This window comes from Trinickia sp., assembly GCF_057351765.1.
Window position 1 is genome coordinate 36815 of the sequence record NZ_JBMRBK010000044.1, and the last position, 25645, is coordinate 62459.

Below are 25645 nucleotides of genomic sequence, written 5' to 3' on the forward strand. Positions count from 1 at the left end.
TTATGCGGTGTGCGTCCGATTCCGGCGACATGCGTTGAATGCGCTGCTGCAGACGATAAAAATACCCGGTGCGTCGAAGTCCCACCGGGTTGCCGCAATGGTCGTTCAGAACTTCCATTACAGGTTCTTACAAGAGCGCATCGATGGCAGGCCCCGGGGCATTCGAATTCGCTGTGAAGCTGCGCGCATTCGCCCGACGCCTGCCTTACCATCGTCCGCCGTTTATCCTGCCACCACGCTGCGCAGTATTGGACGACGCGCGCGCTGCTCGATCAATGCGGTATAGCGCTCGACATATTCGCGCGCCATGGCCTGAGCGGTGAACCGTCTTTCGAATTGAGCACGGATTTCCTCGCGCGACAGTTCGTCGAGCCGCTGCAGCGCCGCGACTGCGCCTTGAACGTCTTCGACGATATAACCCGTGACTGCATGGTCGATGACTTCGGGCACCGAGCCGCGATTGAATGCGATCACGGGCGTGCCGCACGCCATCGCTTCGATCATCACGAGGCCGAACGGCTCGCACCAATCGATCGGGAACAGCAGCGCCTTCGCGCGCGACAGGAACTCGGGCTTGCGCGTTTCATCGATCTCGCCGATGAATTCCACATTCGCGTGGCTTAGCAGCGGTTCGATCTCGCTCTTGAAATAGTCCTGGTCGGCCTTGTCGACTTTTGCAGCGATCTTCAGCGGCAGGCCGCTCATGGCCGCGATCCGGATAGCTGTATCGACGCGCTTTTCAGGGCAGATCCGCCCGAGGAACGCCAGATACTCCGGTTCGCAATGGGGCTGAGGCGTCAACAGCTTTTCGGGCAGGCCGTGATAGACGTTGCCGAGCCACCGCGCCTGCGGCAGCGGAATGCGCTGCGACTCCGAGATCGAAATGACGGGTGAATCGGTGAACGTATTGAAGACCGGTTGCAGCTCGGGCAGATCGAGTCGCCCGTGCAACGTCGTGACCGACGGCGTTTCGGCGTCCGCGAAGAGCGAGAACGGCAGATAGTCGAGGTGAAAGTGCAGCACGTCGAAATCGGTCGCCACGCGGCGCACCTGCTCGAGCAGCAACACATGCGGCGCGAACGGATCGCGGATCGACGGGTCGAGCCGCAGCGCCCGTGGCCAAGCCGCTTCGAGCGTGGCGGACGTGACCGAGTCCCCGCTTGCGAACAACGTCACATCATGGCCGAGTTCGACGAGGGCTTCCGTCAGATACGACACGACGCGCTCGGTACCACCATAGAACTTCGGCGGGACGGCCTCGTAAAGCGGGGCGATTTGGGCGATACGCATGCGTCAACCTCCTTCGTCAAAAAGTCGGCGCGACAGTGTTGCCGCGCCGCATGAGTGCCTTGGTAGCCATTATCGGGAGACGCCGCGCCCCTTATTAGCGTATTTTCAAACCTTTAAGCCTTGTTACAGCCCGAAACAGCAAGAGGCTCCGTCAAAATGCGGATTCGGTAAATATTCGGTAAAGTCAGCGCATTCCGTTTCTGCTACCGGCATTTGTTGCGGCTCGATAGCTATTCTTCCTATAATCCCTGCGCCATCGGCCTAAAGACATCCGCCCATTTCCGCCGCGGTTTTCGACCACGCATCCCTCCCCCGACCTTCGCACCAAGCCGCAAGAACGCAGTCGATGCGCTCTGTAGGAAGAATTCCGACACGCTTAATAGACATTTCCGACGGCACTAGCCGGGCTTCTTCCGATTTCCACTGCTTTTACATTTCGACACAATTCGGCCAAAGACCAGAACGACCTGTTTACGCCGGGCGGATTGTGCATCGCCGGGCAAACGTTTCCGCACGAAAGACCATTTGAACGACTCGGGGGAAATGATGAGCGCCACCAGCGAAATGCTCAGCGAGATCAAGGAGATCAACCTGTCGTATCTGTTGCTTGCCCAACGTCTGCTTCGCGAGGACCGGGCGATGGGGATGTTCCGCATGGGCATCACGGGCCAGCTTGCCGATGTGCTCGCGAACCTTTCATTTGCTCAGACCATCAAGCTCGCGGCGTCGAACCAACTGCTCTGCCGCTTTCGCTTCGACGACCACGCACTGCTCTCGTCGCTGGCGGACAAGGGCCGCGCGGGGGAGCTCGGCCATACCCATGCGGCGATCCTGATGGCGGGCCAGCCGGCCGAGACGATCGGCTAGCCGTTATGGCGATCAAGAGCGTCGTGCTCGAAGTGAAGGAAATCACGCTGGCCATCGAGCTGATCGAACTGGGCGCGCCCTCGCCCCCGAAGCGCCCCTGAAACGCCGCTGAAACGCCTGTTCGCGCCCTGCCACCGGCGCAAACGGGGCGGCAACCCTCCCTCTCCGGGTTTGCACGGCACGTAACCGTTTGCTCTCGTCCTCAAAGTTTCGGTTTGCCTGCCGTAAACCTGACTAACGGCGGTCTGTCCGCTGACCACTATGAGGACCCGGCAGTGCTGATTTTCGTTGGAACACTCGTGACCGTGCTGTCCGTTTTCGGCGGCTACGCGTTGGCGGGCGGCCATCTGGGCGCGCTCGTGCAGCCTGTCGAGATCCTGATGATCGCCGGCGCGGGCTTGGGCGCGTTCATCCTGGGCAACGGATTGAAGACGATCAAGGCGACTTTCCGGCTTTTGCCGACGCTCTTCAAAGGCTCGAAGTATACGAAAGAGGTCTACATGGAGCTGATGGCCCTGCTTTACGTTTTGCTTGCAAAGGCGCGTAAGGAAGGGACGCTGACGCTCGAGGCCGACATCGACGATCCCGAAAAAAGCCCGATCTTTACCCAATACCCGAGGATTCTCGCCGACAAGCACATCGTCGAGTTCCTGACGGACTATCTGCGGCTCATGGTCGGCGGCAACATGAACGCGTTCGAGATCGAAAGTCTCATGGACGAGGAGATCGAGACGCACCACGCCGAAGGCGAGGGTCCCGCGCACGCGCTCATGCGTGTGGGCGATGCGATGCCGGCTTTCGGCATCGTCGCGGCCGTGATGGGCGTCGTTCATACGATGGCCTCGGCCGACCAGCCGCCCGCGGTGCTCGGCGCGATGATCGCGAAGGCCCTCGTGGGTACGTTCCTCGGCATTTTGCTTTCGTACGGATTGATCGGTCCGCTTTCCAGCCTCGCCGAACAGCGCGTGGCCGAGTCCACCAAGATGTTCCAGTGCATCAAGGTCACGATTCTCGCGAGCCTGAACGGCTACGCGCCGGCGATTGCCGTCGAATTCGGCCGCAAGGTGTTGTTCTCGACCGAGCGTCCGTCGTTCACGGAGCTCGAGGAACACGTGCGCCGCGTGAAGGCGAAGTGAACGGGCCGGATGAAGCGAGGATGAATGCGCAATGAGCAAGCCTAAGGACAAGGCAATCGTCGTCAAGCGCGTGGCGCCCGCAAAGAAGGGGCACCACGGCGGCGCGTGGAAGCTCGCCTATGCGGACTTCATGACCGCGATGATGGCTTTCTTCCTGCTGATGTGGCTCCTGAGCGCTGTGACGCCCGTCCAGTTGAAGGGCATTGCCGAGTATTTCAGCCAGCCGCTGAAGGCGGCGCTGTTCGGCGGCGATCGCAGTGCCGACGCTTCGAGCATCCTCAAGGGCGGCGGACGCGACATTTCGACGGATATGGCCGGCGTCACGCGGCAGACCGACGGCGCGAGCCAGAAGGGGGCGCATACGTCCAGGGCCGCGGAGGACGCGCTCGATGCGCTGTCCGGCGCGCTCGAGCGACGCGAGCAGGCCCGCTTGCACGACCTGCAGGTCAAGCTGATGGCGGCCATCGAGGCGAATCCGGTGCTGCGTCAGTTCCGCCAGCAGATCCGTATCGATTCGACGCTGCAGGGCTTGCGCATCGAGATCGTCGATACCCAAAAGCGGCCGATGTTCGCGACGGCGAGCGATGACGTCGAGCCGTACATGCGCGACATCCTGCGCGCGATCGGCAAAACGCTGAACGACGTGCCGAATCGGATCGTCGTGCAGGGACATACCGACGCCGTGCCGTACGCCGGCAACGGCACGGGCTATAGCAATTGGGAGTTGTCGGCGGACCGCGCGAACGCATCGCGCCGCGAGCTGATCGCGGGCGGCATGGACGAGGGCAAGGTGTTGCGCGTGCTCGGCCTTGCTTCGACGCAAAACCTCGACAAGGCGGATCCATTGAATCCGGAGAATCGCCGCATCAGCATCATCGTGCTCAACCGGAAATCGGAGGAGGCGATGACGCGCGACGATTCGACGTCGACGACGTTGTCGAACGACGCCGCGGGCGCGAACCCGCTCGCGGACAAAATTGCGCCGGGGCCGGCCATTGCGCCGGCGGCCGGCTCGGGCAGCAAGCAATGAAAGCGGCAGGCGCACGATTCGCCGATGCGGTTCGGCGCGGTGACGAAGGGCAATGAGGCATTCATGATCAAGGACATTCTGGCGATCGACGATTCGGCCGCGATGCGCGAGATTCTCGCCGCGACGCTGCGAGCGGCGGGCTATCGAGTCACGGTCGCATCCGATGGCGACGAAGGCCTCGCGAGCGCGCTCGCGCAGCCGTTCGATCTCGTCTTGACGGACCAGTACATGCCCAAGCGCAGCGGTCTCGATGTCATCGCGGCGCTGCGTCAGGAACGAAGCTACGAGGCGACGCCGATCTTCGTGTTGACGACGGAGGATGGCGATGCGTTCAAGGATGCGGCGCGCGCGGCGGGGGCGACGGGCTGGATTGCCAAGCCGCTCGATCTCGACACGTTGACCGAGCTGATCGCGGCGCTGCACGCGTGACGCGAGCGGCGGATAGGGCACGAACGGATACAGGCGTAGCTCGCGGATAAGCAGGCACAGATTCTTTGCGGTGACTCAGCATGACACTCGACATCACACAGTTTTATCAGACGTTCTTCGACGAGGCCGATGAGCTGCTCGCACAGATGGAGCAGTTGCTGTTGAACCTCGACGTCGGCACGCCGGATCCCGAGGACCTGGCGGCCATCTTCCGCGCGGCCCATTCGATCAAAGGCGGCGCGGCGACGTTCGGGTTCACGGCGCTCACCGAAACGACGCACATTCTCGAATCGCTGCTCGATCGCGCGCGCAACAACGAATTGACGTTGCGCAAGGACATGATCGATACGTTCCTCGAGACGAAGGACGTGCTCGCCGATCAGCTTGCGGCCTACCGCGCCAGCGAGGAGCCCGACGCGGCGGCAGCGGCAACGATCTGCGCGAAGCTCGAGCGCTTGAAAGGCGGCGATGAGGCGGCACCGGCGGCAGCCCCGGTCGTCGAGGCGAGCGCCGACGTGAACGCGAATGCGGGCGGTGCGCCCGAGCATGTCGTCTCGCAAGCCGTCGAAGCGACGCATGGCGGCGCGGCCGGTACGCCGGACGCCGCAACGGATGCAGGACCTCACCTGAAAATTACGCTACGGGGGGTGGGGGAGAAGGACCAGGGGCTGCTGACCGAAGAGTTGGGTAACCTGGGTAACATCGTCGGGCGGGTGAAGACGGACAACGATCTCGTTGTCTATCTTCAAACGGATGTCCCGTCCGACGACATCACGGCCGTGTGCTGCTTCGTCATCGACGAAAGCCAGATCACGATCGCGCGTGGGACGGCGCCGGACGAGGGTACGCAAGCCAGTACTCCCGCGCCGGCGGACGTCGCAGTGCAGGTTCCGCGGGCGAGCGCGCCCGCGGTGTCTGCGCCCGCCGCACAGACGCAGCCCGCGAGCGAGCCGACAGCGGAACCGAAGAACGAATCGCCGGCTCCGGCCGCGAATGTGCCGGAACCGGCCGCCGCGGCATCGGCCGCCGCCGCATCGAATGCCGCGGAAGAAAAGAAAGCGCGTCCGGCCGCCGCGGCCGCGGCGGGCGAGGGCAGCTCCATCCGCGTCGGCGTGGAGAAGGTCGATCAGCTGATCAACCTCGTCGGCGAGCTGGTCATCACGCAGGCGATGCTGGCGGAGACGACGAGTACGTTCGATCCGGCGTTGCACGACCGGCTCTTCAACGGCATGGCGCAGCTCGAGCGCAACGCGCGCGATCTGCAAGAGGCCGTGATGTCGATCCGCATGATGCCGATGGACTACGTGTTCTCGCGCTTCCCGCGTCTCGTGCGCGACCTGGCGGCGAAGCTGGGCAAGGAAGTCGAGCTCGTCACGTTCGGGCAAGCCACCGAGCTCGACAAGAGCCTCATCGAACGCATCATCGATCCGCTGACGCACCTCGTGCGCAACAGCCTCGATCACGGCATCGAAACCGTCGAAGCGCGACGCGCGGCGGGCAAGGACGGCACGGGCCAACTGATTCTCTCGGCGGCGCACCACGGCGGCAACATCGTCATCGAGGTGAGCGACGACGGCGCGGGGCTGCGCCGCGACAAGATTCTCGCCAAAGCGATGAAGCAGGGCATGCAGGTCAGCGAATCGATGACCGACGAAGAGGTCTGGAACCTGATCTTCATGCCGGGCTTCTCGACGGCGGAGCAGGTGACCGACGTATCGGGCCGCGGCGTCGGCATGGACGTCGTCAAACGCAACATTCAGGCGATGGGCGGCCATGTCGAGATCACCTCGCACGCGGGCAAGGGCACGACCACGCGCATCGTCCTGCCGCTGACGCTGGCGATTCTCGACGGGATGTCCGTGAAGGTCGGCAGCGAAATCTTCATCCTGCCGCTGAACTTCGTCATGGAGTCGCTGCAACCGAGAGCCGAGGACATCTACACCGTCGCGAACGGCGAACGTGTCGTGCGCGTGCGCGGCGAATATTTGCCGCTCGTCGCGCTGCACGAAGTGTTCTCGGTGGAAGGTGCGCGCACCGAACCGACGCAGGGCATCGTCACGATCATGCAAACGGAAGGCCGCCGCTTTGCGATGTTGATCGACGAGCTCGTCGGGCAGCAGCAGGTGGTCGTGAAGAATCTCGAGACCAATTACCGCAAAGTGCGCGGGATCTCGGCGGCGACGATTCTCGGCGACGGCAGCGTCGCACTGATCGTCGACGTGGCAGCACTGAACCGTGAGTCCCGTGCCCTGCACGGTGCTCTGAACTTTTCGTAATACCCAACCGTTTGGGGGCTAACGTGGCAGAAGTCCAAACCACTCATTCGAACACCGCGCTCGTCGCAGGTGGGCGCCGCGATGCGCAGCAAGCCGATGCGGCCGGCCAGGAGTTCCTGGTCTTCACGCTCGGCGCGGAAGAGTACGGCATCGACATCCTCAAGGTGCAGGAAATCCGCGGCTACGACAGCGTGACGCGCATCGCGAATGCGCCCGAGTTCATCAAGGGCGTGGTCAATCTGCGCGGCATCATCGTGCCGATCGTCGACATGCGCATCAAGTTTCACCTCGGCCGCGTGGAGTACGACCACCAGACCGTCGTGATCATTCTGAACGTCGCGCATCGCGTCGTCGGCATGGTGGTGGACGGCGTGTCAGACGTGTTGACGCTCACCCCCGATCAGATCATGCCCGCGCCCGAGTTCGGCGCGACGCTGACGGCCGAGTATCTGACGGGCCTCGGCACCGTCGATGGCCGGATGCTGATCTTGATGGACATCGAGAAGTTGATGGTCAGCAAGGAAATGGCGCTGATCGAGTCTTTCTCGGGGCAGTAATTCGGACGAGCGGTGCGGGGCGGACGCAGGCGCGCGATGCCGGCGCGCCGTGCCGCACGCGGTCCAGAACGGAGATTTGAAAGATGCTGCAGAACTGGTCGATTCGCACCACGCTCACGGCCATGGGGGCCGTGTTCGTCGCGCTGACACTCGCGGTCGGTGCGCTGGGGCTCACGGCGCTATCGAGCGCCGGCCGGGTCGTGGATACGCTCGCGGGCGACGATTTGCCGGCGATTCACGCGCTCGACGACGCGGGCTCGTACCTGCTGCGCACGCGCATTTCGCTCGACCGCTATCGCGCGCTGACCGAGTCGAACAATCTCGACGAGGCGAAGAAGGTACTCGATCGTTCGCAAGTGCTGCTCAACAAGGCGAACGAAGCCTGGCAGACCTTCCAGAGCGAGCCGAAGCAAGGCGTCGATGCCGCACTCGTCACCGAGATCACCGCACGCTACGCGACGCTGTTGCATGACGGCGTCGAGCCCGAATTCGCGGCCGTTCGTGCGGGCGACATGGCCGGCTACCACGCGCTCGCCGATACGAAGATCAGCCCGATGTTCGTCGCGTTCGGCGATGCGGCCGATCACATGCTGAAGGCGTTGCGGGATCGCGCCGAAGAGCAGCGCGTGCAGTCGGCGTCGAATATTTCGATGATGAACGTGCTGATCGTCGGGGCGCTCGTGCTCTCCGTCGTGCTGATGGTGGCGATCCGCTTCGTGCTGCGTGGTTTGATCGTTCAGCCGCTCGACGATGCGATTTCGCACTTCGGCCGCATTGCCGACGGCGACCTCACGCGCACGATCGAGGCGAAAGGGAAAAACGAAATCGGCCGGCTCTTCGACGGCGTGCGGCAGATGCAGGGCAGCATGGTGACGATGGTCAAGGCGATTCACGGCGGCACGGAATCGATCGATGTCGGTGCGCGCGAAATTGCGATGGGCAACACCGATCTGTCGCAGCGCACCGAAGAGCAGGCGTCGTCGCTGCAGCAGACGGCGTCCAGCATGGAGCAGTTGACGGGCACCGTTCGCCAGAACACCGAGAACGCGCGCCAGGCCAGCCAGCTCGCGGTCAATGCGTCGGATATCGCGATGCGCGGCGGCGAAGTCGTGAGCGAGGTCGTGACGACGATGCAGGACATCGCGACGAGCTCGAACAAGGTTGTCGACATCATCGGCGTCATCGAAGGCATCGCATTCCAGACCAACATCCTCGCGCTGAACGCGGCCGTGGAAGCGGCCCGTGCCGGCGAGCAGGGACGCGGCTTCGCCGTGGTGGCGGGCGAAGTGCGCAGCCTTGCGCAGCGCAGCGCGGCGGCAGCCAAGGAAATCAAGGCGTTGATCGGCGATTCGGCCGACAAGGTGGCTAGCGGCTCCGCGCTCGTGGGACGTGCCGGCACGACGATGGACGAGATCGTGCAGGCCGTGCGGCGCGTGACCGACATCATGGGTGAAATCAGTGCCGCGTCGGAAGAGCAATCGACCGGTATCGAAGGCGTCAATCGCGCGCTGGCTCAAATGGACGACGTGACGCAGCAAAACGCGGCGCTCGTCGAAGAGGCTGCGGCCGCGGCCGCATCGCTCGAAGAGCAGACGCGGCAACTGAAGACGGTGGTTGGGCGTTGGCAGGTTCAGGGCTCTCATGTGTCGGCTGCCGCGGCGAAGCCGGCCGCCGTTGCGGCGAGCAAACGGGCCAGCGCGCCGGCGGCCCGCTCGATGGATCGATCGAGCGCCAAACCGGTCGCCAAGGCCCCCGCCGCGTCGGCTCCGAAGGCCGTTCGCGCCGCCGCGCCGGTGGCACATGAAGCTGCCGCGCCGAGCCGGATCGCCGCGACGGGCGAGAAGCGCGCCGCCGCACCGGCCGTTACCACGGCGCCGAAGGCAAGCGTTGCACCGAAGGCAAGCGTTGCACAAAAGGCAAGCGCGGCGCCGGCCATCAAGCCTGCGCCGCCCGCCAAGCCGGCGCCGGCCGTGACGGCTGCGTCGGGCAAGTCGGACGACGACTGGGAAACGTTCTAACACCGCCGCGCGGCAACGCGCGACGGGTAGTGCAGGTAACCGAGCAACATCATGACAGCGCGCGCACCCCAACGGCCCGAGCGGGCCGAGCCAGCCGGCACAGGTCCGGCCGAGCGTACCGCGTTCGCCGATCGCGATTTCGAATTCACGTCGGCGGATTTCGCACGCATTCGCGAGCTGATCCACCGGCGCGCGGGCATTTCGTTGTCCGATCACAAGCGCGACATGGCGTACAGCCGGCTCGCGCGGCGCTTGCGAGCCCGCAACCTCGAGACCTTTCGTCAATATCTCGAGTTGCTCGAATCGGAAAACGATCCGGCCGAGTGGGAGGCGTTCACGAATGCGTTGACGACGAATCTGACGGCATTTTTTCGTGAATCGCATCACTTCCCGATCCTGGCCGAGTTCGTGAAGCGCCGCCAGCAACCGGTGTCGATCTGGTGTTCTGCCGCCTCGACGGGCGAGGAGCCGTACTCGATCGCCATGACGCTCGTCGAGGCGCTCGGCGATGCGGCCGCGCGCCAGGCGACGATTCTCGCCACCGATCTCGATACGCAAGTCCTCGCAAAAGGCGAGGCCGGCATCTATTCGCTCGAGCAGGTCAAGGCGCTCTCGCAGGAGCGCCTGAAGCGTTTTTTTCTGAAGGGTACCGGGCCGCACGCGGGGCTCGTCAAGGTGCGCCCGGAGCTGCGCGCGATGATCCGCTTTCAGCAGCTCAATCTCACGGATGCGGACTACGGCTTGCGTACGCAGTTCGACGCGATCTTTTGCCGCAACGTGATGATCTATTTCGACAAGCCGACGCAATCGCAGGTGCTTTCGCGTTTCGATCCGCTCACGAAGCCGGGCGGATTGCTGTTCGCGGGGCACTCGGAGAACTTCACCTACGTGACGCAGTCGTTCCGGCTGCGCGGCCAGACGGTCTATGAGCTCACGCGCGATGTGGCGCCCGGCACGCGTCCCCGCGCGCCTGCTCGCACCACCGCGCGCACAGGCGAGGAGGCTGAAGCATGAGCGGACTGCCCATCGCGACCAATCTGTATTTCGACAACCACTTCGAGCGGCGCGGTGTGAAGCTGTTGCCGAACGAGTTCTATACGACCGGCGAAGACATGGTGCTCGTCACCGTGCTCGGCTCGTGCGTGGCGGCCTGCATTCACGACCGCACGCTCGGCATCGGCGGCATGAACCACTTCATGTTGCCCGACGATGGCGACAATCCGGCCGCCGCGGCGTCCGACTCCATGCGCTACGGCGCGTTCGCGATGGAAGTTCTCATCAACGAACTGATCAAGATGGGCGGACGGCGCGAGCGCTTCGAGGCCAAGGTGTTCGGCGGCGCGGCGGTGCTGGCCGGGATGACGACGATCAACATCGGGGACCGCAACGCCGAGTTCGTGCGCCGCTATCTGGCGCTAGAGAACATCCGGATCGTCGCCGAGGACCTGCAGGGTCAGCATCCGCGCAAGGTCGCGTTCATGCCGGCCACGGGCCAGGCGATGGTCAAGAAATTGCGCCTGCAGCAAGAGCCGAATGTCGCCGAGCGCGAGCAGGCGCTGGCCAGGCAGGTCGCGGAAGCGCGCGCGGCGCGTCATGCGCGCGCGCGAACGAAGGAACACGCCGAACTGTTCACATCGCCCGCCGCGGCGGGCGCAGCCAAGCCTCGCATCGAGTTGTTCGGTGCGCGGCCTGCCCCGCGCACGGAGGTTTTCGGTGCCGGCATCAGCATGAACGACAGCGCCAAGACCGTGAAGGAGGCATGATCGCTGTGCAGAAAATCAAAGTATTGTGTGTCGACGATTCGGCGCTGATCCGCAGTCTGATGACCGAGATCATCAACAGCCAGCCCGACATGTCGGTCTGTGCAACGGCGCCGGATCCGCTCGTCGCGCGCGAGCTCATCAAGCAGCACAATCCGGATGTGCTGACGCTCGATGTGGAAATGCCTCGCATGGACGGGCTCGATTTCCTCGAAAAGCTGATGCGGCTGCGGCCGATGCCGGTCGTCATGGTCTCGTCGCTGACGGAGCGCGGCTCGGAGATCACGCTGCGCGCGCTCGAACTCGGGGCCGTGGATTTCGTCACGAAGCCGAAGGTCGGCATTCGCGACGGCATGCTCGAATATGCGGAGAAACTCGCCGACAAAATCCGCGCGGCGTCGCGCGCCCGTGTGCGTGCCACGCAGGCGCAGCCCGCGCATGCCGCCGCCGCAGCGCCCGCGGCGAGCCATGCGCCGATGCTCAACAACCCGCTCATCAGTAGCGAGAAACTGATCATCGTCGGCGCCTCCACGGGCGGCACCGAGGCCATTCGCGAGCTGCTCGTGCCGCTGCCGCCCGACTCGCCGGCCGTGATGATCGCGCAGCATATGCCGCCCGGTTTTACAAAATCGTTCGCGCAACGCCTAAATGGTTTGTGCCGAATTACCGTTAAAGAGGCTGAGCACGGGGAGCGTGTGCTTCCGGGCCATGCCTATATCGCGCCCGGGCACGCACATTTGTTGCTGGCGCGCAGCGGGGCCAACTACATCGCCCACCTGTCGGACGATCCACCCGTCAATCGGCATCGGCCATCGGTCGATGTGCTGTTCCGCTCGGCGGCCCAGCACGCGGGCAAGAACGCCGTGGGCGTGATCTTGACCGGCATGGGGCGTGACGGTGCGGCGGGTTTGTTAGACATGAGAAATGCGGGCGCATACACTCTCGCGCAGGACGAGGCGAGCTGTATCGTTTTCGGGATGCCGCGCGAGGCGATTGCGCTGGGTGGGGCCGACGAAGTCGCGCCGTTGTCGGAGATGAGCCGACGCGTGATGACGCGCCTGGGCGATCGTGTGGGGCGCGTGTAGCCGGGGCCGAGAGCAGCGTCTTCGCCGCGAAATTGGGATAAAGGGATCGAGATGGATAAAAGCATGAAAATTCTGGTGGTGGACGACTTTCCGACGATGCGCCGGATCGTCCGCAACCTGTTGAAAGAACTCGGCTATGCGAATGTCGATGAAGCCGAAGACGGTGCCGCCGGGCTCTCGCGTCTGCGCGGCGGCGGCTACGACTTCGTGATTTCCGACTGGAACATGCCGAACCTCGACGGCCTGGCCATGCTCCAGGAAATCCGCAAGGATCCCGCGCTTTCGCACCTGCCGGTGCTGATGGTGACGGCGGAGTCGAAAAAGGAAAACATCATCGCGGCGGCGCAAGCCGGCGCGAGCGGCTACGTGGTGAAGCCGTTTACCGCTGCAACGCTCGACGAAAAGCTCACGAAGATCCTCGAGAAGATGCAAAAGACGGGGTGATCGAGTGGACCAGTCGACCGATATGGGCGCTGCCGCGAGCGCAGGTGCCGAAGCCGGCACCGAAATCAACGCGGACCGCATCCTCGCGAGGATCGGACAACTCACGCGCACGTTGCGCGATTCGATGCGCGAGCTCGGTCTCGACAAGCACGTCGAGCACGCGGCCGAGGCGGTGCCCGACGCGCGCGACCGGCTCAAGTATGTCGCGGCGATGACGGAGCAGGCGGCCGAGCGGGTGCTGACGGCGATCGATATCGCGAAGCCGATGCAGGAACAGCTGCAGGCCGATGCGGCGACGCTCGATGCACGCTGGGCGCAGTGGTTCGCAGCTCCAATCGAGCGTGACGAGGTGCGCGCGCTGATGACCGATACGCGTACGTTCCTCTCGCGTGTGCCGGACTCGACGAGCGCGACCAACGCGCAATTGCTCGAGATCATGATGGCGCAGGATTTCCAGGATCTGACGGGTCAGGTGATCAAGAAGATCATGGATGTCGTCTATCTGATCGAGCAGCAACTGCTGGGCGTGCTGGTCGAGAACATCGCGCCCGAGCGGCGCGAGCAGTTCGCGCAAACCGCGGCGGCGCTGGCTGCCGAGCCCGGCTCCACGGGCAGCCCCGAGCATCTGCTCAACGGCCCGCAGATCAATCCGGAGGGAAAGACCGACGTCGTCCAGGATCAATCCGACGTCGACGATCTGCTCGCCAGTCTGGGTTTCTGACGCAACTCCTTTGTTTCAGGTTACGAGGTGCGGCCCCGCGTTGTGCGGCGCCGCCCTCGGCATGTGTAGCGGGGTAGCGCTGGCTCACCCCCCGCGCGCTCGGCGCGACCGTTTGTGCGCCGATGGTTGTTCAAAAGGTGATGCCGGCATCAAGCGCCGAAGTGCGCAATAAGAAATCAACCAAAAGAGGGTTTTTCCGATGTTGAATCCAACCATGCGCGCCGCGGTTTGCGCGGCGCTGACGTGCGGGGTATTGGGCGTGGCCGCGCCCGCTTTGGCCGCGCTCGGCGGCACGCCCACGCCGCCGCCGGCGGGGGCTGTCTCGAGTTCGCTGGCTCCTGTGATCCATGCTGCATCGGGCGCGGTCGTCACCGCGCCATACACGGTGACACAGACGACGTTCGCCGCCGGCACGATCGTGCGCGAGTACGTCTCGACGGCCGGAACGGTGTTCGGCATCGCCTGGAATGGGCCGATCATGCCGAATCTGCCGGTTCTTCTTGGTACCTACTTCTCCCAGTTCGATAGTGCACGTGTCGCGTTGCGCGCGGCGCATCCGGGCCGCGGTCCGATTGCCGTGGACTTGCCTGACCTCGTCGTGCATTCGGGTGGCCATATGGGCGGCTTCTCCGGGCAGGCTTATCTGCCGCAGTCGCTGCCGGCCGGCGTAAGCGCCGCCGACATCCAATAACGAACGAGAGCGAGGAGAACCATGTTGCGTAACCAGAGCAAATTGGCCCGAGCGCTCGGCGCGTTCGGTTTGGCAGCAGCCGTTGCGCTCGTCGCGGGTTGCGGCGGTGGCGGCGGATCGAGCGGCACGACGACGAGCACGACCGGTAGCACGAGTAGCACGAGCAGCACCGGCAGCACGAGCAGCACGGGCAGTTCCAGCACGACCACGTTGGCCGCCGGCGCTCCGGTGTCGACCACGCCCTCGACGCTTGCGAGCAACCAGGTCGCTGTCGTCGTGGCGTCGAACGCGGTAAGCCGTGCCGCAAACATCCCGATGGTCAGCGTGAAGGTTTGCGTTCCGAGTACGAGCACCTGCCAGACGATCGACAACATTCAAATCGATACCGGATCGTGGGGCTTGCGGCTCACGAAGGATGCGCTGAACAGCACGATGCAGAGTGCGCTGACGGCCGAGACGGTAAGCGGCCAAACCGTGGCCAACTGCGCGGGCTTCGCCGACGGCAACACGTGGGGAACGGTGCGTACGGCGGACCTGACGATCGGTGGTGAAACCGCTTCGAGCGTGCCCATCCACGTACTCGGCGATCTGCCGCAGTCGGCGGCTGGCGGCGCGAGCAACAGGTGTGCGAGCGGCACGCTCAACGATACGTCTTCCGCAATTGCCTCGCACGGCATACTCGGCATAGGGACTGCAACATTCGACTGCGGCTCCGCCTGCGCGAGCACGACCGCGAACAACGTCTACTATGGATGCACGACGAGCGGCAGCACGACGACTTGCACAGACCTGGCGGTTCCGGAGGCGCAGCAGGTGACCAATCCTGTGCGGCTCTTTGCCACCGACAACAACGGCGTGATCCTCAACATGCCGGCTGTAACGGCAGCGGGGTCGACGAGTGCTTCGGGTTTCCTGACCTTCGGCATCGGCACGCAGGCGAACAATGTGCTGCCGGGTTCGGGTATCAAGCAGATGACGACAGACCATTACGGCAACATGCAAAGCGCATCGTTGAGCGGTACGACCACGAGCGCTGCGTTTTTCGATACCGGATCGAACGGCTTGTTCTACGCCGATTCGCTGACTCGGTGCTTACCGAGTTTCGGTTTCTATTGCCCTGCCTCGACAGTGTCGCGTACGCCTTCCGTGACCGGCTTCAACGGTACGACGACGTCCGTCGCGCTGAGCATTGGCAACGCGCAGGACTTGTTCAACGACGGTGGTTATGCCTACGACAACATCGGTGGCGCCCTGTCGGGGGGGGCTTTCGATTTCGGTATGCCGTTCTTCTACGGCCGTACCGTCTACGTCAATTACGACCCGGCCGCCGACGGCAGCATCGGTGTTTCGTCACCGGCTTTCATCGCGTTCTGATCGGGCGCATCTGACCTGAATCCTGTTGTCTCCCGAAGGGCGGCCCGCGCAAGCGGTGCCGCCCTTCGGCGCTTTCCGGTCGGCCTATTCGGGGCATTTTCCCAAAATCGGGTCTGGCGCGAATATTGCACATTGCAAGATGACAGTAGCCAGTCGTCCTGGTGTGCGTTAGATTTTTGAAAGGCGTTGTTCTGAAGACTGGCAGTCGTTCAGGCATTTGACGTGCAGGATGCGCCGAGGGGCGCGTAACAATACTTCGAAAAGAGGAATCATCCCATGTCGATCCGATTGATTCGAGCCCTCGTGCCGGCAGCGCTCGCTGTCGCCACCACGCTGGGGGTTGCCCCACCGGCCCGTGCTGCGCTCGGGGGCGCCCCCATGGCGACGCCATCCGGCGCGGTCGCAAAAACCGTTTCGCCGGTGGCGAGAGCCGCCTCATCGACGAACGCCTCGAGCGTGCCCGCGTCGGCGAACTACACCGTGAAGGAGACGACGTCCTCGTCCGGCACCGTCGTTCGCGAGTATGTCGGGACCGACGGCAACGTGTTCGGCATCACTTGGCGCGGACCGTTCATGCCGGATTTGTCCGCGCTGCTTGGCACGTACTTCCCGCAATACAAGAGTGCAGTCGAAGCACAGCGCTCGCAGCGCAAGGGGCGGGGGCCGGTTGCCGTCGAGCAGTCCGGGCTCGTCGTCCATTCGCTCGGCCATATGGGCGCGTTCTTCGGACAGGCCTATCTGCCTGCGGCTTTGCCGTCGGGCGTGAGCGCCGACGATATTCGATAACCGACAGCCACGAGGAGAACGATCTTGCAAACAAATGGCAAACTCGTGCGCGCACTGGGCGCGTTGACAGCCGCGTTGATGGCGTTGGTCGTTGCGGGCTGCGGCGGAGGGGGCGGGTCAAGCAGTAACAGCGGTTCGGGCGGTAGCGGCGGCGGCACCACCCCGGTGGCGGCGAATCAGGTGGCGATCACGGTGGCACGGGGGACGAGCGGGGCGGTCAACATCCCGACAGTCAGCGTAACGATCTGCGCACCGGGCACGGCGACCTGCCAGACGATCGACAATATCCAGGTCGATACGATGTCGTACGGTTTGCGCATCGTGAATACGGCAGCGGCTACGGTGCTCGGCAGCCTGCCGATCGAGACGGATGCCAGCGGCAATCAGATTGCCGAATGCACGGTCTTTGCCGACGGCTTTACATGGGGATCGGTGCGCAAAGCCGATGTGACGATTGGCAGCAAGACGGCTGGCAGTCTGCCGATCGCAATTGTAGGAGACATGGGGGCGTCGACCGTGCCGACGGCCTGTTCCAGCGCCGGGGTCGCAGAAAACGACGTGTCGGCGCTTGGCGCGAACGGAATTCTCGGCATCGGTGTGGCACCGTATGACTGCGGCGCGGCGTGCGTATCGTCCACGCCGAGCACGCCGCCTTATTATGTGTGCCCGAACGGCGCGAATTGTACGGCGACGACAATGCCGCTCGCACAGCAGGTGACTACACCGGTCGTCAAATTCGCGAGCGACAACAACGGTGTCGTGCTGACGATGGCACCCGTCAGTTCGGGCGGCCAGGCGACGGCAACCGGCACGATAACGTTTGGTATCAATACGCAGTCGAACAATGCGCTCACCGGCGCAACCACCTATGGCACCGATGGGGCCGGCGACGTCAATGCCACGGTCAATGGCGCGGCGGGCTTTGCGTTCTTCGATTCAGGGTCGAACGGCTTCTTCTTCAACGACTCGACGCTCGCGAAATGCGCGAGCCCCAATTCAACGTTCTATTGCCCGGCGACGTCGACGACACGCACTGTCCCTATCTCAAACGCGTCGGGCTCGACGGCATCGACGTCCGTGACGATGGCGATCGCCAATGCGAATACGATCTTCACCAACTCGACGAACAACGGTTGGTTCGCATTCGACAATCTGGGTGGCGATCTGGGCTTCACCAACGTGGTCGACTTCGGCATGCCGTTCTTCTACGGCCGCACGGTCTTTTTCGGCTATGACCAGACTGCAAGCGGTGCGGGCACGCAGACGCCTTACGTGGCGTTCTAGCGGATGACTGAACGTCGCGTTGGCCGGCATAGGACGACGCGACGTATCTTCGTCAGAGCGGCAGGAACAGGTTGTGCGGATGATCTGCCATCTGTTCGAACCCGTATCGCGTATAGAAATCGACCGCCGATGGCTTCGCATTGACCACCAGGCAGATCCCCCCGATCTCGGTCGCAATGCGCGTCACGCGATCGATTGCATCGAAAAGCATGAACTCTCCGATGCCTTTGCCTGCGTGGGGTTTAGCTGTGGCCAATCGGCCAAGCCGGAAGGCGGGCACCTTGGTAGGCAAGCGCTTACGATACTGCGATGGCAATTCCGCATTCACCAACTCGGCCAGGCTGATAGCGTAGAAGCCCTGCACTTCGGTGCTGGCTTCCTCCTCGACGACGACAAACGTCGAAGAAATACCTTTTTCCTTGTGTTGCCTGGCTACCTGAGCGAACCAACTGTTGAGTTCGGCGTTTCCGCAATCAAATCCCTTCCTGTCGTGCTCGTTACTTAGCGGTAGAACCAGCACCGTTCTTTATCCTCTTATAGCGGGCTTGCGCTTGCACGAACTTCTCGTTGCGCGGTGGCGGATTTTCGATCAGTTCCAACAGCCTTAAAGATTCGCGGCGTGTCAGGACAATCGTCGACTCGCTTTCAATGACCTTGTCCGCCTTTTCGAGTGCAGCTTGCACGACGAACTGATTCAGAGTGGCGCCCACGAGGTCCGCCGCCGCTTGCAGCTTTTCCTGCACGTGGTCGGTGATTCTCGTGGTGAGCCGTTTACTGGTGTGAGCGAGCATAGCGGCCTCGTTGCCGGATAGAAATGGTCACTCGCAGTATAGACCGGTGGCGTCATTTTGTCACCGGGCGGTCGGCAACGGGCCATCAATAACCCACGCAATCAAGGGTTTTCCCTTATTAAGCCCGCGCAACCGATCAGTCGAAATACACCCCTTTCCCCGTCCTTATCCGCCGATCGTCGATAGACGCCAACAGGAATAATCGCTCTCCATGAAGAAGCGGCATGTTGCCGTGCCTGGAGCGGAGAAACCCTGTGGCAGAGGATAGCGACCTCGAGAAGACCGAATCAGCCACCCCGCGGCGCCTGGAGAAGGCGCGCGAAGAGGGGCAGGTTGCGCGTTCGCGGGAGCTCGCGTCGTTCGCGTTGCTCGCGGCGGGCTTCTTCGGTGTCTGGGGCCTTTCCGGTTCGATCGGCGCGCATCTGCAAACGATGCTGCGCGGCGCGTTCACGTTCAACCACGCGAGCGTCGTCGATACGCACCGCATGCTGATCGGCGCCGGCGCGGCGGGCCGCGAAGGGCTGCTGGCCGTGCTGCCTGTGCTTGCGCTGACCGGTGTCGCAGCGCTCGCGGCGCCGATGGTGATCGGCGGCTGGCTCCTGTCCCCCAACGTTTTCCAGTTCAAACCCGAGCGCGTCAATCCCATTGCCGGCTTCGGCCGCATCTTCTCGCTCAACGGTCCGATCCAGGTCGGCATGTCGATCGCCAAGGTCCTCGTGGTCGGTGGCATCGGCGGCACCGCAGTCTGGCATCGCAAGGACGAGCTGCTCGCGCTCGCCAACGAATCGCTGACGGCCGCCGTCGGCCATGGACTTTCGCTGATCGCCGTGTGCTGCGCCACGACAGTGGGCGGCATCTTCGTGATTGCCGCGCTCGATGTCCCGTACCAGATCTGGCAATTCCACAAGAAACTGCGCATGACGAAGGAAGAAGTGAAGCGAGAGCACCGCGAAAGCGAAGGCGATCCCCACGTGAAGGGGCGCATTCGCCAGCAGCAGCGCGCCATCGCCCGCCGCCGCATGATGAGCGCCGTGCCGAAGGCCGACGTCGTGGTCACGAACCCGACCCACTATGCGGTCGCGCTGCAGTACGCCGACGGCGAAATGCGTGCACCGAAGGTCGTCGCCAAGGGCGTCAACCTCGTGGCCGCCCGGATTCGCGAGCTTGCCAGCGAGCACAACGTGCCGCTTCTCGAAGCGCCGCCGCTTGCTCGCGCGCTCTATCACAACGTCGAACTCAACCGCGAAATCCCGGGCCCGCTCTACAGCGCGGTCGCCGAAGTGCTCGCATGGGTCTATCAGCTGCGGCGTTTCCGCGACGAAGGCGGCGATGTACCCGCGGCGCCGACGGAGTTGGACGTGCCGGCTGGCATGGACAAGAGCCCGATTTCGGATAGCGACGTGCGTGAAGAAGAAGACGATGTGCTCGGCACGGACAACGGAGCTTCGGCATGAACGCGCGCGTCGGAAGCTTCTTCGGCAAGCGGCCGCCGGCACTGGCGGCCACGAATCTGAGGGCGCTCGCAGGTCCGGTTCTGATCTGCATGATCCTCGGCATGATGATCCTGCCGTTGCCGCCGTTCCTGCTGGATCTGCTCTTCACGTTCAACATCGCGCTCTCGGTGATGGTGCTGCTCGTCAGCATGTACACGATGAAGCCGCTCGATTTCGCGGCCTTCCCGAGCGTGCTGCTGTTCTCCACGCTGCTGCGGCTCTCGCTGAACGTCGCCTCGACGCGCGTCGTGCTGCTCGAAGGCCACACGGGGCCGGCCGCGGCGGGGCGCGTGATCGAATCGTTCGGTCACTTCCTCGTCGGCGGCAACTTCGCGGTGGGTATCGTCGTCTTCGCGATCCTCATGGTCATCAACTTCATGGTGATCACGAAGGGCGCGGGCCGTATCGCCGAAGTGGCGGCACGCTTCACGCTCGATGCGATGCCGGGCAAACAGATGGCCATCGACGCCGATCTGAACGCGGGCCTCATCAACGAGGAAGGCGCCCGCAAGCGTCGCCTGGCCGTGTCGCAGGAAGCCGAGTTCTACGGCGCCATGGACGGTGCCTCGAAGTTCGTGCGCGGCGACGCCATCGCGGGCCTCATCATCATGGTCGTCAACGTGTTCGGCGGACTCATCGTCGGCATGGTTCAGCACGGCATGGATTTCGAATCGGCCGGCACGACCTACACGCTGCTCACGATCGGTGACGGACTCGTCGCGCAAATCCCGTCGCTGATCATTTCGACCGCGGCCGGCGTGATCGTTTCGCGCGTGGCCACCGATGAGGACATCGGCACCCAGCTCACGGGCCAGCTCTTCACAAACCCGCGCGTGCTGATGATCACGGGCGTGATCATCATGGTGCTCGGCCTCATTCCCGGCATGCCGCACTTCGCGTTCGTGCTGCTGGGCGGCGGCGCGATCCAGTTGAGCCGCATGCTGAAAAAGCGTGCCGAGCAGGCGAAGGCGAGCGCCATCCTCGTCGATGCGGCACCGGCCGTCACCGCCCCCGCCGAAGCGCACGAAGCGAGCTGGGACGACGTGACGCTCATCGATACGCTCGGGCTCGAAGTCGGCTACCGCCTCATTCCGCTCGTCGACAAGAACACCGACGGCGAGCTGCTCAAGCGCATCAAGAGCATCCGCAAGAAGTTCGCCCAGGAAATCGGCTTCCTGCCGCCCGTCATTCATATTCGCGACAACCTCGAGCTGCGTCCCAACGGCTATCGCATCGCCTTGAAGGGTGTGGAAGTGGGCGTCGGCGAAGCGTATCCGGGCCAATGGCTCGCCATCAATCCGGGGCAGGTCTCGGCCGCCCTGCCGGGCACGCCGACCCAGGATCCGGCCTTCGGTCTGCCCGCGGTCTGGATCGATACCAACCTGCGCGAACAGGCGCAGGTCTATGGCTACACCGTCGTCGATGCGAGCACCGTCGTCGCCACGCATCTGAATCATCTCGTCGTTCAACATGCCGCCGAGCTGCTCGGCCGGCAGGAAGTGCAGGCCCTCATCACGCGTATCGGCAAGGATGCACCCTCGCTCGTCGAAGACCTCGTGCCGAAGACGCTCTCGCTTTCGACGCTGCAAAAGGTCCTGCAAAACCTGCTCGAGGAAGCCGTGCCCATCCGCGATATGCGCACGATCCTCGAAGCGCTGTGCGAGCAGACCGGCAAGACCGGCGACGCGCACGAACTGACCGCCGTCGTCCGCCTCGCGCTGGGCCGCGCAATCACGCAGCAGTGGTATCCGGGCGCGGGCGAAATGCAGGTGATGGGGCTCGACGCGAATCTGGAGCGCGTGCTCTCGCAAGCGCTCTCGACCGGTGCCAACCCCGGGCTCGAGCCGGGTCTCGCTCACTCGCTTCTGACGGAGACGCAACGCGCGATCGCCCGTCAACAAAACTCCGGGCTGCCGCCTGTGCTGCTCGTGCAGCACGCGCTGCGCACGATGCTCGCGCGGTTTTTGCGCCGCAGCCTGCCGCAATTGAAAGTGCTCTCGTACGCTGAAGTGCCCGAGTCACGCACGATCAAAGTCGTCAACCTCATCGGGGGTCTAGCTTGAACATTCGTAAATTCATTGGTGCAACGAGTCGCGACGCTTTGCGTCTCGTGCGCGAGGCTCTCGGTGCCGACGCAGTCGTCCTGTCCAACCGCACGAACGACGACGGCACCGTCGAAATCGTGGCGCTTGCCGATACGGATTTCGCGGCCATCGCACCCAACGCCGGCGAAGATGCGGCGCAAGGCATGAGTCATTCGCCGCGTCGCGCGCCGGCCGCTTCGCTGCCCGCGCCATCGCAGACCTTGATGCCGCCCGTCGCTGCCGCGCCCGGCATGGCGCCGATCAATCCGTACGCGAACGGCATGCCGGACGTGTTCTCGGCTGTTTTCGGGGCGAGCCCGGAAGCCGGTCTGGGTACGAGCGGTGCGCCTGCTGCAATGCCGCTCAACACTGCCACCACCGCCCTCGGCGGCGGCAGCAGCGCGGCCGGTGGCCATCCGGCAGGCATGGCCTCGCGCGAGCCGCGCGCCGAAGCAAACGCGGCCCACGCCGCGCCCTCGACGGCCCGGCCGGTACGGACCGCGCGCCCGGCTGAGCCCGCCGTCGCCGAAACATCGCCGACGCTGGCCGAATCGAACCCGTGGCTCATCGATCATGCGCAGCGCATCGCCTCGCAGCAGCGTGGCGCCGAGCCTGCTCAAGCCGCTCATACGGCGCGCACGCATGCAATGACGCCCGCTGCTGCCGCCGCGAAGGGACTCGGCACGCCCGGCAAGATTCTTTCGCCGGAAGAGCTGGTCGCCGGGGAACTCCCCGACTGGGCGCATGAGGCCGCGCAAGTGGCCGCGCGCCGCGCCATGCCGCGCATCGCGCCTGCGTTCGACGGCGTCGGAGCCAAAAGCAGTAGCGCCGAAGACACGGCAGCCATGGTCGACGCGGTTCGCGCGCGCATCGAGGAAGTGGTCAATCAGACCGTGATGAGCGAGCTTTCGTCGATGCGCGGGATGATGGAAGAGCAGTTCGCGGGTCTGCTGTGGGGCGAGCGCCAACGCCGCAACCCCCTGCAGAGCACGCTCACGAAGCAGCTTTTTGCGGCCGGGTTTTCCGCTCAGCTCGTGCGGATGATGGTCGAGCGCATGCCCGAGCTCGAGAATGCCGATGCCGGCATGGAGTGGGTGCAGTCGGTGCTCGGCGCCAACCTGCCCGTGCTCGAGAACGAAGAGGCACTGATGGAGCGCGGCGGCGTGTTCGCGCTGATGGGTCCGACGGGCGTCGGCAAGACCACGACGACGGCCAAGCTGGCGGCGCGCTGCGTCATGCGCTTCGGCGCGAGCAAGGTCGCGCTGCTGTCCACCGACAGCTACCGGATCGGCGGCCACGAGCAACTGCGCATCTTCGGCAAGATTCTCGGCGTATCGGTGCATGCCGTGAAAGATGGCGCCGATTTGCAACTGGCGCTCGCCGAGCTGCGCAACAAGCACATCGTATTGATCGATACGATCGGCATGAGCCAGCGCGATCGCACGGTCTCGGACCAGATCGCGATGCTGTGCGGAGCCGGGCTACCGGTGCAGCGCCTGTTGCTGCTCAATGCGACGAGCCACGGCGATACGCTCAACGAAGTCGTGCAGGCTTATCGCAGCGCCGAAGGCCAGCCTGAGCTTGCCGGCTGCATTCTGACGAAGCTCGACGAAGCCACGAATCTGGGTGGCGTGCTCGATACGGTGATCCGCTACAAGCTGCCGGTGCACTACGTGTCGACGGGACAGAAGGTGCCCGAGAATCTTTACGTCGCGACGAAGAAGTTTCTGATCAAGAGCGCGTTCTGCATTCCGCGCGACCGCTCGCCGTTCGTGCCGCACGACGACGATATCCCTGCTTTGCTGTCTTCGCTCTCCAGCCGTACGAACGCTGAGCTGCACGAGGTCCGCTTTGGATAAGCACGTCACCGATCAAGCCGAAGGGCTGCGCAGGCTGCTCGCGAAGAGCGGCTCGCGCGTGGTAGCCATCACGGGTGGGCCCGTGGGCGTGGGCTGCACGTCGACGGTCGTCAATCTGGCTGCGGCGCTGGCCGGGCTCGGCAAGGATGTCCTCGTCATCGACGAATGTCTCGGCGCGAAGTCCGTATCGGCGATGTTGGGCGGCGTGAGCGGCGCGGGCAATCTGCGGGCGTTCCTCGCCGGCGACATCGGCATCGAAGAGGCTGCGCGGCGCCATCCGCTCGGGTTTTCGGTGCTCGCCGCCTCGCGTGAGAACTGCGCGGGTTGTAGCGCCGAGCAACTCGGCGCGCTCCTCGCCGGACCGGCCGACGTGGTGCTCATTGATGCGCGGCTCGACCGCCGCGGCATGCTCTCGGCGCTGGCCTCGCAGGCGAATGACGTGATGATCGTCACGCGTGTGGCGGCGCAGGCGATTACCGAGGCGTATGCCGGCATGAAGCGGCTGCATTACGAACACGCGATTGCGCAGTTCCGCGTGCTCGTGAATCACGTTTCGAGCCACTCCGATGCGCATACGGCGTTCGAGAACCTCGCCGAGGTGGCCGCGCGCTATCTGACGGTTTCGATTGCGGACGCCGGCTGCGTGGCGGAGGACGCATTCATGGAGCGTTCGCTCGAGCTTGGACGATGCGTCGTCGACGCGTTTCCGTCCGCGCCGTCCGCGCGCGATTTCCGGCACATCGCTGCCGAGATGCTTTACTGGCCGATGCGCCCGGCGCTTTCGTCGTGCGCATCGACAACAAAGGTACGCACGGCCATGCCGGCGTCGGCGCTCGCCGACGCACCGACCGCGCGTCAACATGCTTGAAACGTTAGGGACAAGGAGAAGGGGGCCCTCGATGTACAACGCTCAAGGGAAAATGTCCCAGACGGAAGTCTTGGAGCAATATGCGCCGCTGGTGCGCAGGCTGGGTTTGCAGCTCGTGGCAAAGATGCCGGCGAGCGTCGATCTCGACGATTTGATTCAGGCGGGCATGATCGGTTTGCTCGATGCGGCGAGCCGCTATAAGGAAGACCAGGGCGCGCAATTCGAAACTTATGCGAGCCAGCGGATTCGTGGCGCGATGCTCGACGAGCTGCGCAACAACGACTGGTTGCCGCGTTCGCTGCGCAAGACGTCGCGTGAGGTGGAGTCGGCCGTGCATCAGGTCGAACAGCGGCTGGGCCGCTCGGCCAGCGAGACCGAGGTGGCCGATCATCTGAAGATGCCGCTCGATAGTTTTCAGTCGATGCTGCAGGACCTGCATGGCTCGCAGCTGATCTATTACGAAGACTTCGATCGTTCGGCCGATGACGAGCCGTTTCTCGATCGTTACTGTGTCGATCACACGGACCCGCTTTCGGCGCTGCTCGATGAAAGTCTGCGTGCTGCGCTGGTCGAGGCGATCGACAAGCTGCCGGAGCGCGAGAAGCTTTTGATGTCGCTTTATTACGAGCGCGGGATGAACCTGCGCGAGATCGGGGCGGTGATGGAAGTGAGCGAATCGCGTGTGTGCCAGCTGCATAGCCAGGCAGTGGCGCGGTTGCGGGCGCGGTTGCGGGAGATGGCTTGGGCGAGTGTGGAGTAAGGGCTTGAGATCGTCGCCAGGTCCGGCGGGGCGTTTAATGCG

Annotated in this window: 25 protein-coding genes and 1 pseudogene; 22 read left to right on the plus strand and 4 right to left on the minus strand. The window is 63.9% G+C overall.

Annotation, left to right across the window (positions count from 1 at the left end):
- Positions 1 to 222: 222 nt before the first annotated feature.
- Entirely contained in the window at positions 223 to 1290 is a 1068-nt protein-coding gene (locus ACO1XS_RS12535) for a glycosyltransferase family 4 protein (RefSeq protein ID WP_331570914.1), read from the minus strand.
- 546 nt (positions 1291 to 1836) lie between these two features.
- Between ACO1XS_RS12535 and flhD the strand changes: the two genes are divergently transcribed.
- The 14 genes and pseudogenes from flhD to ACO1XS_RS12605 all read left to right on the plus strand — a co-directional run bounded on the left by flhD (position 1837) and on the right by ACO1XS_RS12605 (position 14304).
- Positions 1837 to 2157 carry a flagellar transcriptional regulator FlhD gene (gene flhD / locus ACO1XS_RS12540; RefSeq protein WP_331570964.1) on the plus strand — a complete coding sequence of 107 codons (321 nt, stop codon included), beginning with the start codon at positions 1837 to 1839 and terminating at the stop codon, positions 2155 to 2157.
- A gap of 5 nt (positions 2158 to 2162) precedes the next feature.
- A pseudogene (locus tag ACO1XS_RS12545) lies at positions 2163 to 2234 on the plus strand (flagellar transcriptional regulator FlhC); the annotation flags it as partial.
- A gap of 198 nt (positions 2235 to 2432) precedes the next feature.
- Positions 2433 to 3293, plus strand: a complete 861-nt coding sequence (gene motA, locus ACO1XS_RS12550) for a flagellar motor stator protein MotA (protein WP_173256020.1) — start codon at positions 2433 to 2435, stop codon at positions 3291 to 3293.
- A gap of 31 nt (positions 3294 to 3324) precedes the next feature.
- Positions 3325 to 4323, plus strand: coding sequence for a flagellar motor protein MotB (motB, locus tag ACO1XS_RS12555; protein WP_331570913.1), 999 nt, complete (start codon positions 3325 to 3327; stop codon positions 4321 to 4323).
- A gap of 63 nt (positions 4324 to 4386) precedes the next feature.
- Positions 4387 to 4752, plus strand: coding sequence for a response regulator (locus tag ACO1XS_RS12560; protein ID WP_331570911.1), 366 nt, complete (start codon positions 4387 to 4389; stop codon positions 4750 to 4752).
- An 80-nt stretch (positions 4753 to 4832) separates the two neighbouring features.
- Positions 4833 to 7028 carry a chemotaxis protein CheA gene (gene cheA, locus ACO1XS_RS12565; RefSeq protein ID WP_331570909.1) on the plus strand — a complete coding sequence of 732 codons (2196 nt, stop codon included), beginning with the start codon at positions 4833 to 4835 and terminating at the stop codon, positions 7026 to 7028.
- A 23-nt stretch (positions 7029 to 7051) separates the two neighbouring features.
- Positions 7052 to 7585: a chemotaxis protein CheW gene (locus ACO1XS_RS12570; RefSeq protein ID WP_331570907.1), complete on the plus strand. Its 534-nt coding sequence runs from the start codon at positions 7052 to 7054 to the stop codon at positions 7583 to 7585.
- Positions 7586 to 7668: 83 nt separating this feature from the next.
- Complete coding sequence (locus ACO1XS_RS12575; protein WP_331570905.1) at positions 7669 to 9603, plus strand: methyl-accepting chemotaxis protein; 1935 nt, start codon at positions 7669 to 7671, stop codon at positions 9601 to 9603.
- Positions 9604 to 9651: 48 nt separating this feature from the next.
- Positions 9652 to 10617 carry a CheR family methyltransferase gene (locus tag ACO1XS_RS12580; protein ID WP_331570962.1) on the plus strand — a complete coding sequence of 322 codons (966 nt, stop codon included), beginning with the start codon at positions 9652 to 9654 and terminating at the stop codon, positions 10615 to 10617.
- Entirely contained in the window at positions 10614 to 11366 is a 753-nt protein-coding gene (gene cheD / locus ACO1XS_RS12585; protein ID WP_325325686.1) for a chemoreceptor glutamine deamidase CheD, read from the plus strand. The genes ACO1XS_RS12580 and cheD overlap by 4 nt, the downstream gene beginning before the upstream one ends.
- Complete coding sequence (locus ACO1XS_RS12590) at positions 11363 to 12448, plus strand: protein-glutamate methylesterase/protein-glutamine glutaminase (protein WP_331570903.1); 1086 nt, start codon at positions 11363 to 11365, stop codon at positions 12446 to 12448. The genes cheD and ACO1XS_RS12590 overlap by 4 nt, the downstream gene beginning before the upstream one ends.
- Positions 12449 to 12499: 51 nt before the next feature.
- Entirely contained in the window at positions 12500 to 12892 is a 393-nt protein-coding gene (cheY, locus tag ACO1XS_RS12595; protein WP_173255935.1) for a chemotaxis response regulator CheY, read from the plus strand.
- A gap of 22 nt (positions 12893 to 12914) precedes the next feature.
- A complete protein-coding gene (gene cheZ / locus ACO1XS_RS12600) occupies positions 12915 to 13613 on the plus strand; it encodes a protein phosphatase CheZ (RefSeq protein ID WP_331570960.1) in 699 nt (232 codons plus the stop codon).
- 199 nt (positions 13614 to 13812) lie between these two features.
- Positions 13813 to 14304 carry a DUF2844 domain-containing protein gene (locus ACO1XS_RS12605; protein WP_331570901.1) on the plus strand — a complete coding sequence of 164 codons (492 nt, stop codon included), beginning with the start codon at positions 13813 to 13815 and terminating at the stop codon, positions 14302 to 14304.
- Here ACO1XS_RS12605 and ACO1XS_RS12610 read toward each other — a convergent pair.
- Complete coding sequence (locus ACO1XS_RS12610; protein ID WP_331570966.1) at positions 14253 to 14678, minus strand: hypothetical protein; 426 nt, start codon at positions 14676 to 14678, stop codon at positions 14253 to 14255. The genes ACO1XS_RS12605 and ACO1XS_RS12610 overlap by 52 nt on opposite strands.
- Here ACO1XS_RS12610 and ACO1XS_RS12615 point away from each other — a divergent pair.
- The 3 genes from ACO1XS_RS12615 to ACO1XS_RS12625 all read left to right on the plus strand — a co-directional run bounded on the left by ACO1XS_RS12615 (position 14581) and on the right by ACO1XS_RS12625 (position 17748).
- Entirely contained in the window at positions 14581 to 15678 is a 1098-nt protein-coding gene (locus tag ACO1XS_RS12615) for a DUF3443 family protein (protein ID WP_331570958.1), read from the plus strand. The genes ACO1XS_RS12610 and ACO1XS_RS12615 overlap by 98 nt on opposite strands.
- A 276-nt stretch (positions 15679 to 15954) precedes the next feature.
- Positions 15955 to 16464 (plus strand): DUF2844 domain-containing protein, encoded by a 510-nt coding sequence (locus ACO1XS_RS12620; protein ID WP_331570899.1) that lies wholly within the window; start codon positions 15955 to 15957, stop codon positions 16462 to 16464.
- Between the two features lie 24 nt (positions 16465 to 16488).
- Positions 16489 to 17748, plus strand: a complete 1260-nt coding sequence (locus ACO1XS_RS12625; RefSeq protein ID WP_331570897.1) for a DUF3443 domain-containing protein — start codon at positions 16489 to 16491, stop codon at positions 17746 to 17748.
- Between the two features lie 52 nt (positions 17749 to 17800).
- Here the strand turns inward: ACO1XS_RS12625 and ACO1XS_RS12630 are convergent, their stop codons facing one another.
- Entirely contained in the window at positions 17801 to 18268 is a 468-nt protein-coding gene (locus tag ACO1XS_RS12630; RefSeq protein ID WP_331570895.1) for a GNAT family N-acetyltransferase, read from the minus strand.
- A complete protein-coding gene (locus ACO1XS_RS12635) occupies positions 18246 to 18539 on the minus strand; it encodes a type II toxin-antitoxin system TacA family antitoxin (protein ID WP_331570893.1) in 294 nt (97 codons plus the stop codon). Before ACO1XS_RS12635 ends, ACO1XS_RS12630 begins: the two co-directional genes overlap by 23 nt.
- A 254-nt stretch (positions 18540 to 18793) precedes the next feature.
- Between ACO1XS_RS12635 and flhB the strand changes: the two genes are divergently transcribed.
- Genes flhB through ACO1XS_RS12660 form a run of 5 tightly spaced genes read left to right on the plus strand, consistent with a single transcriptional unit; the run spans position 18794 to position 25603 of the window.
- Positions 18794 to 19993, plus strand: coding sequence for a flagellar biosynthesis protein FlhB (gene flhB, locus ACO1XS_RS12640; protein WP_331570892.1), 1200 nt, complete (start codon positions 18794 to 18796; stop codon positions 19991 to 19993).
- Positions 19990 to 22095 (plus strand): flagellar biosynthesis protein FlhA, encoded by a 2106-nt coding sequence (flhA, locus tag ACO1XS_RS12645; RefSeq protein WP_331570891.1) that lies wholly within the window; start codon positions 19990 to 19992, stop codon positions 22093 to 22095. The genes flhB and flhA overlap by 4 nt, the downstream gene beginning before the upstream one ends.
- Entirely contained in the window at positions 22092 to 23975 is a 1884-nt protein-coding gene (gene flhF / locus ACO1XS_RS12650) for a flagellar biosynthesis GTPase FlhF (RefSeq protein ID WP_331570889.1), read from the plus strand. The genes flhA and flhF overlap by 4 nt, the downstream gene beginning before the upstream one ends.
- The gene (locus ACO1XS_RS12655) at positions 23968 to 24843 is read left to right on the plus strand and encodes a MinD/ParA family ATP-binding protein (protein ID WP_331570887.1); all 876 of its coding nucleotides are present in this window, start codon (positions 23968 to 23970) and stop codon (positions 24841 to 24843) included. The genes flhF and ACO1XS_RS12655 overlap by 8 nt, the downstream gene beginning before the upstream one ends.
- A 31-nt stretch (positions 24844 to 24874) precedes the next feature.
- On the plus strand, positions 24875 to 25603 hold the full coding sequence (locus tag ACO1XS_RS12660) for an RNA polymerase sigma factor FliA (protein WP_331570885.1): 729 nt from the start codon (positions 24875 to 24877) through the stop codon (positions 25601 to 25603).
- The last annotated feature ends 42 nt before the right edge of the window (positions 25604 to 25645 follow it).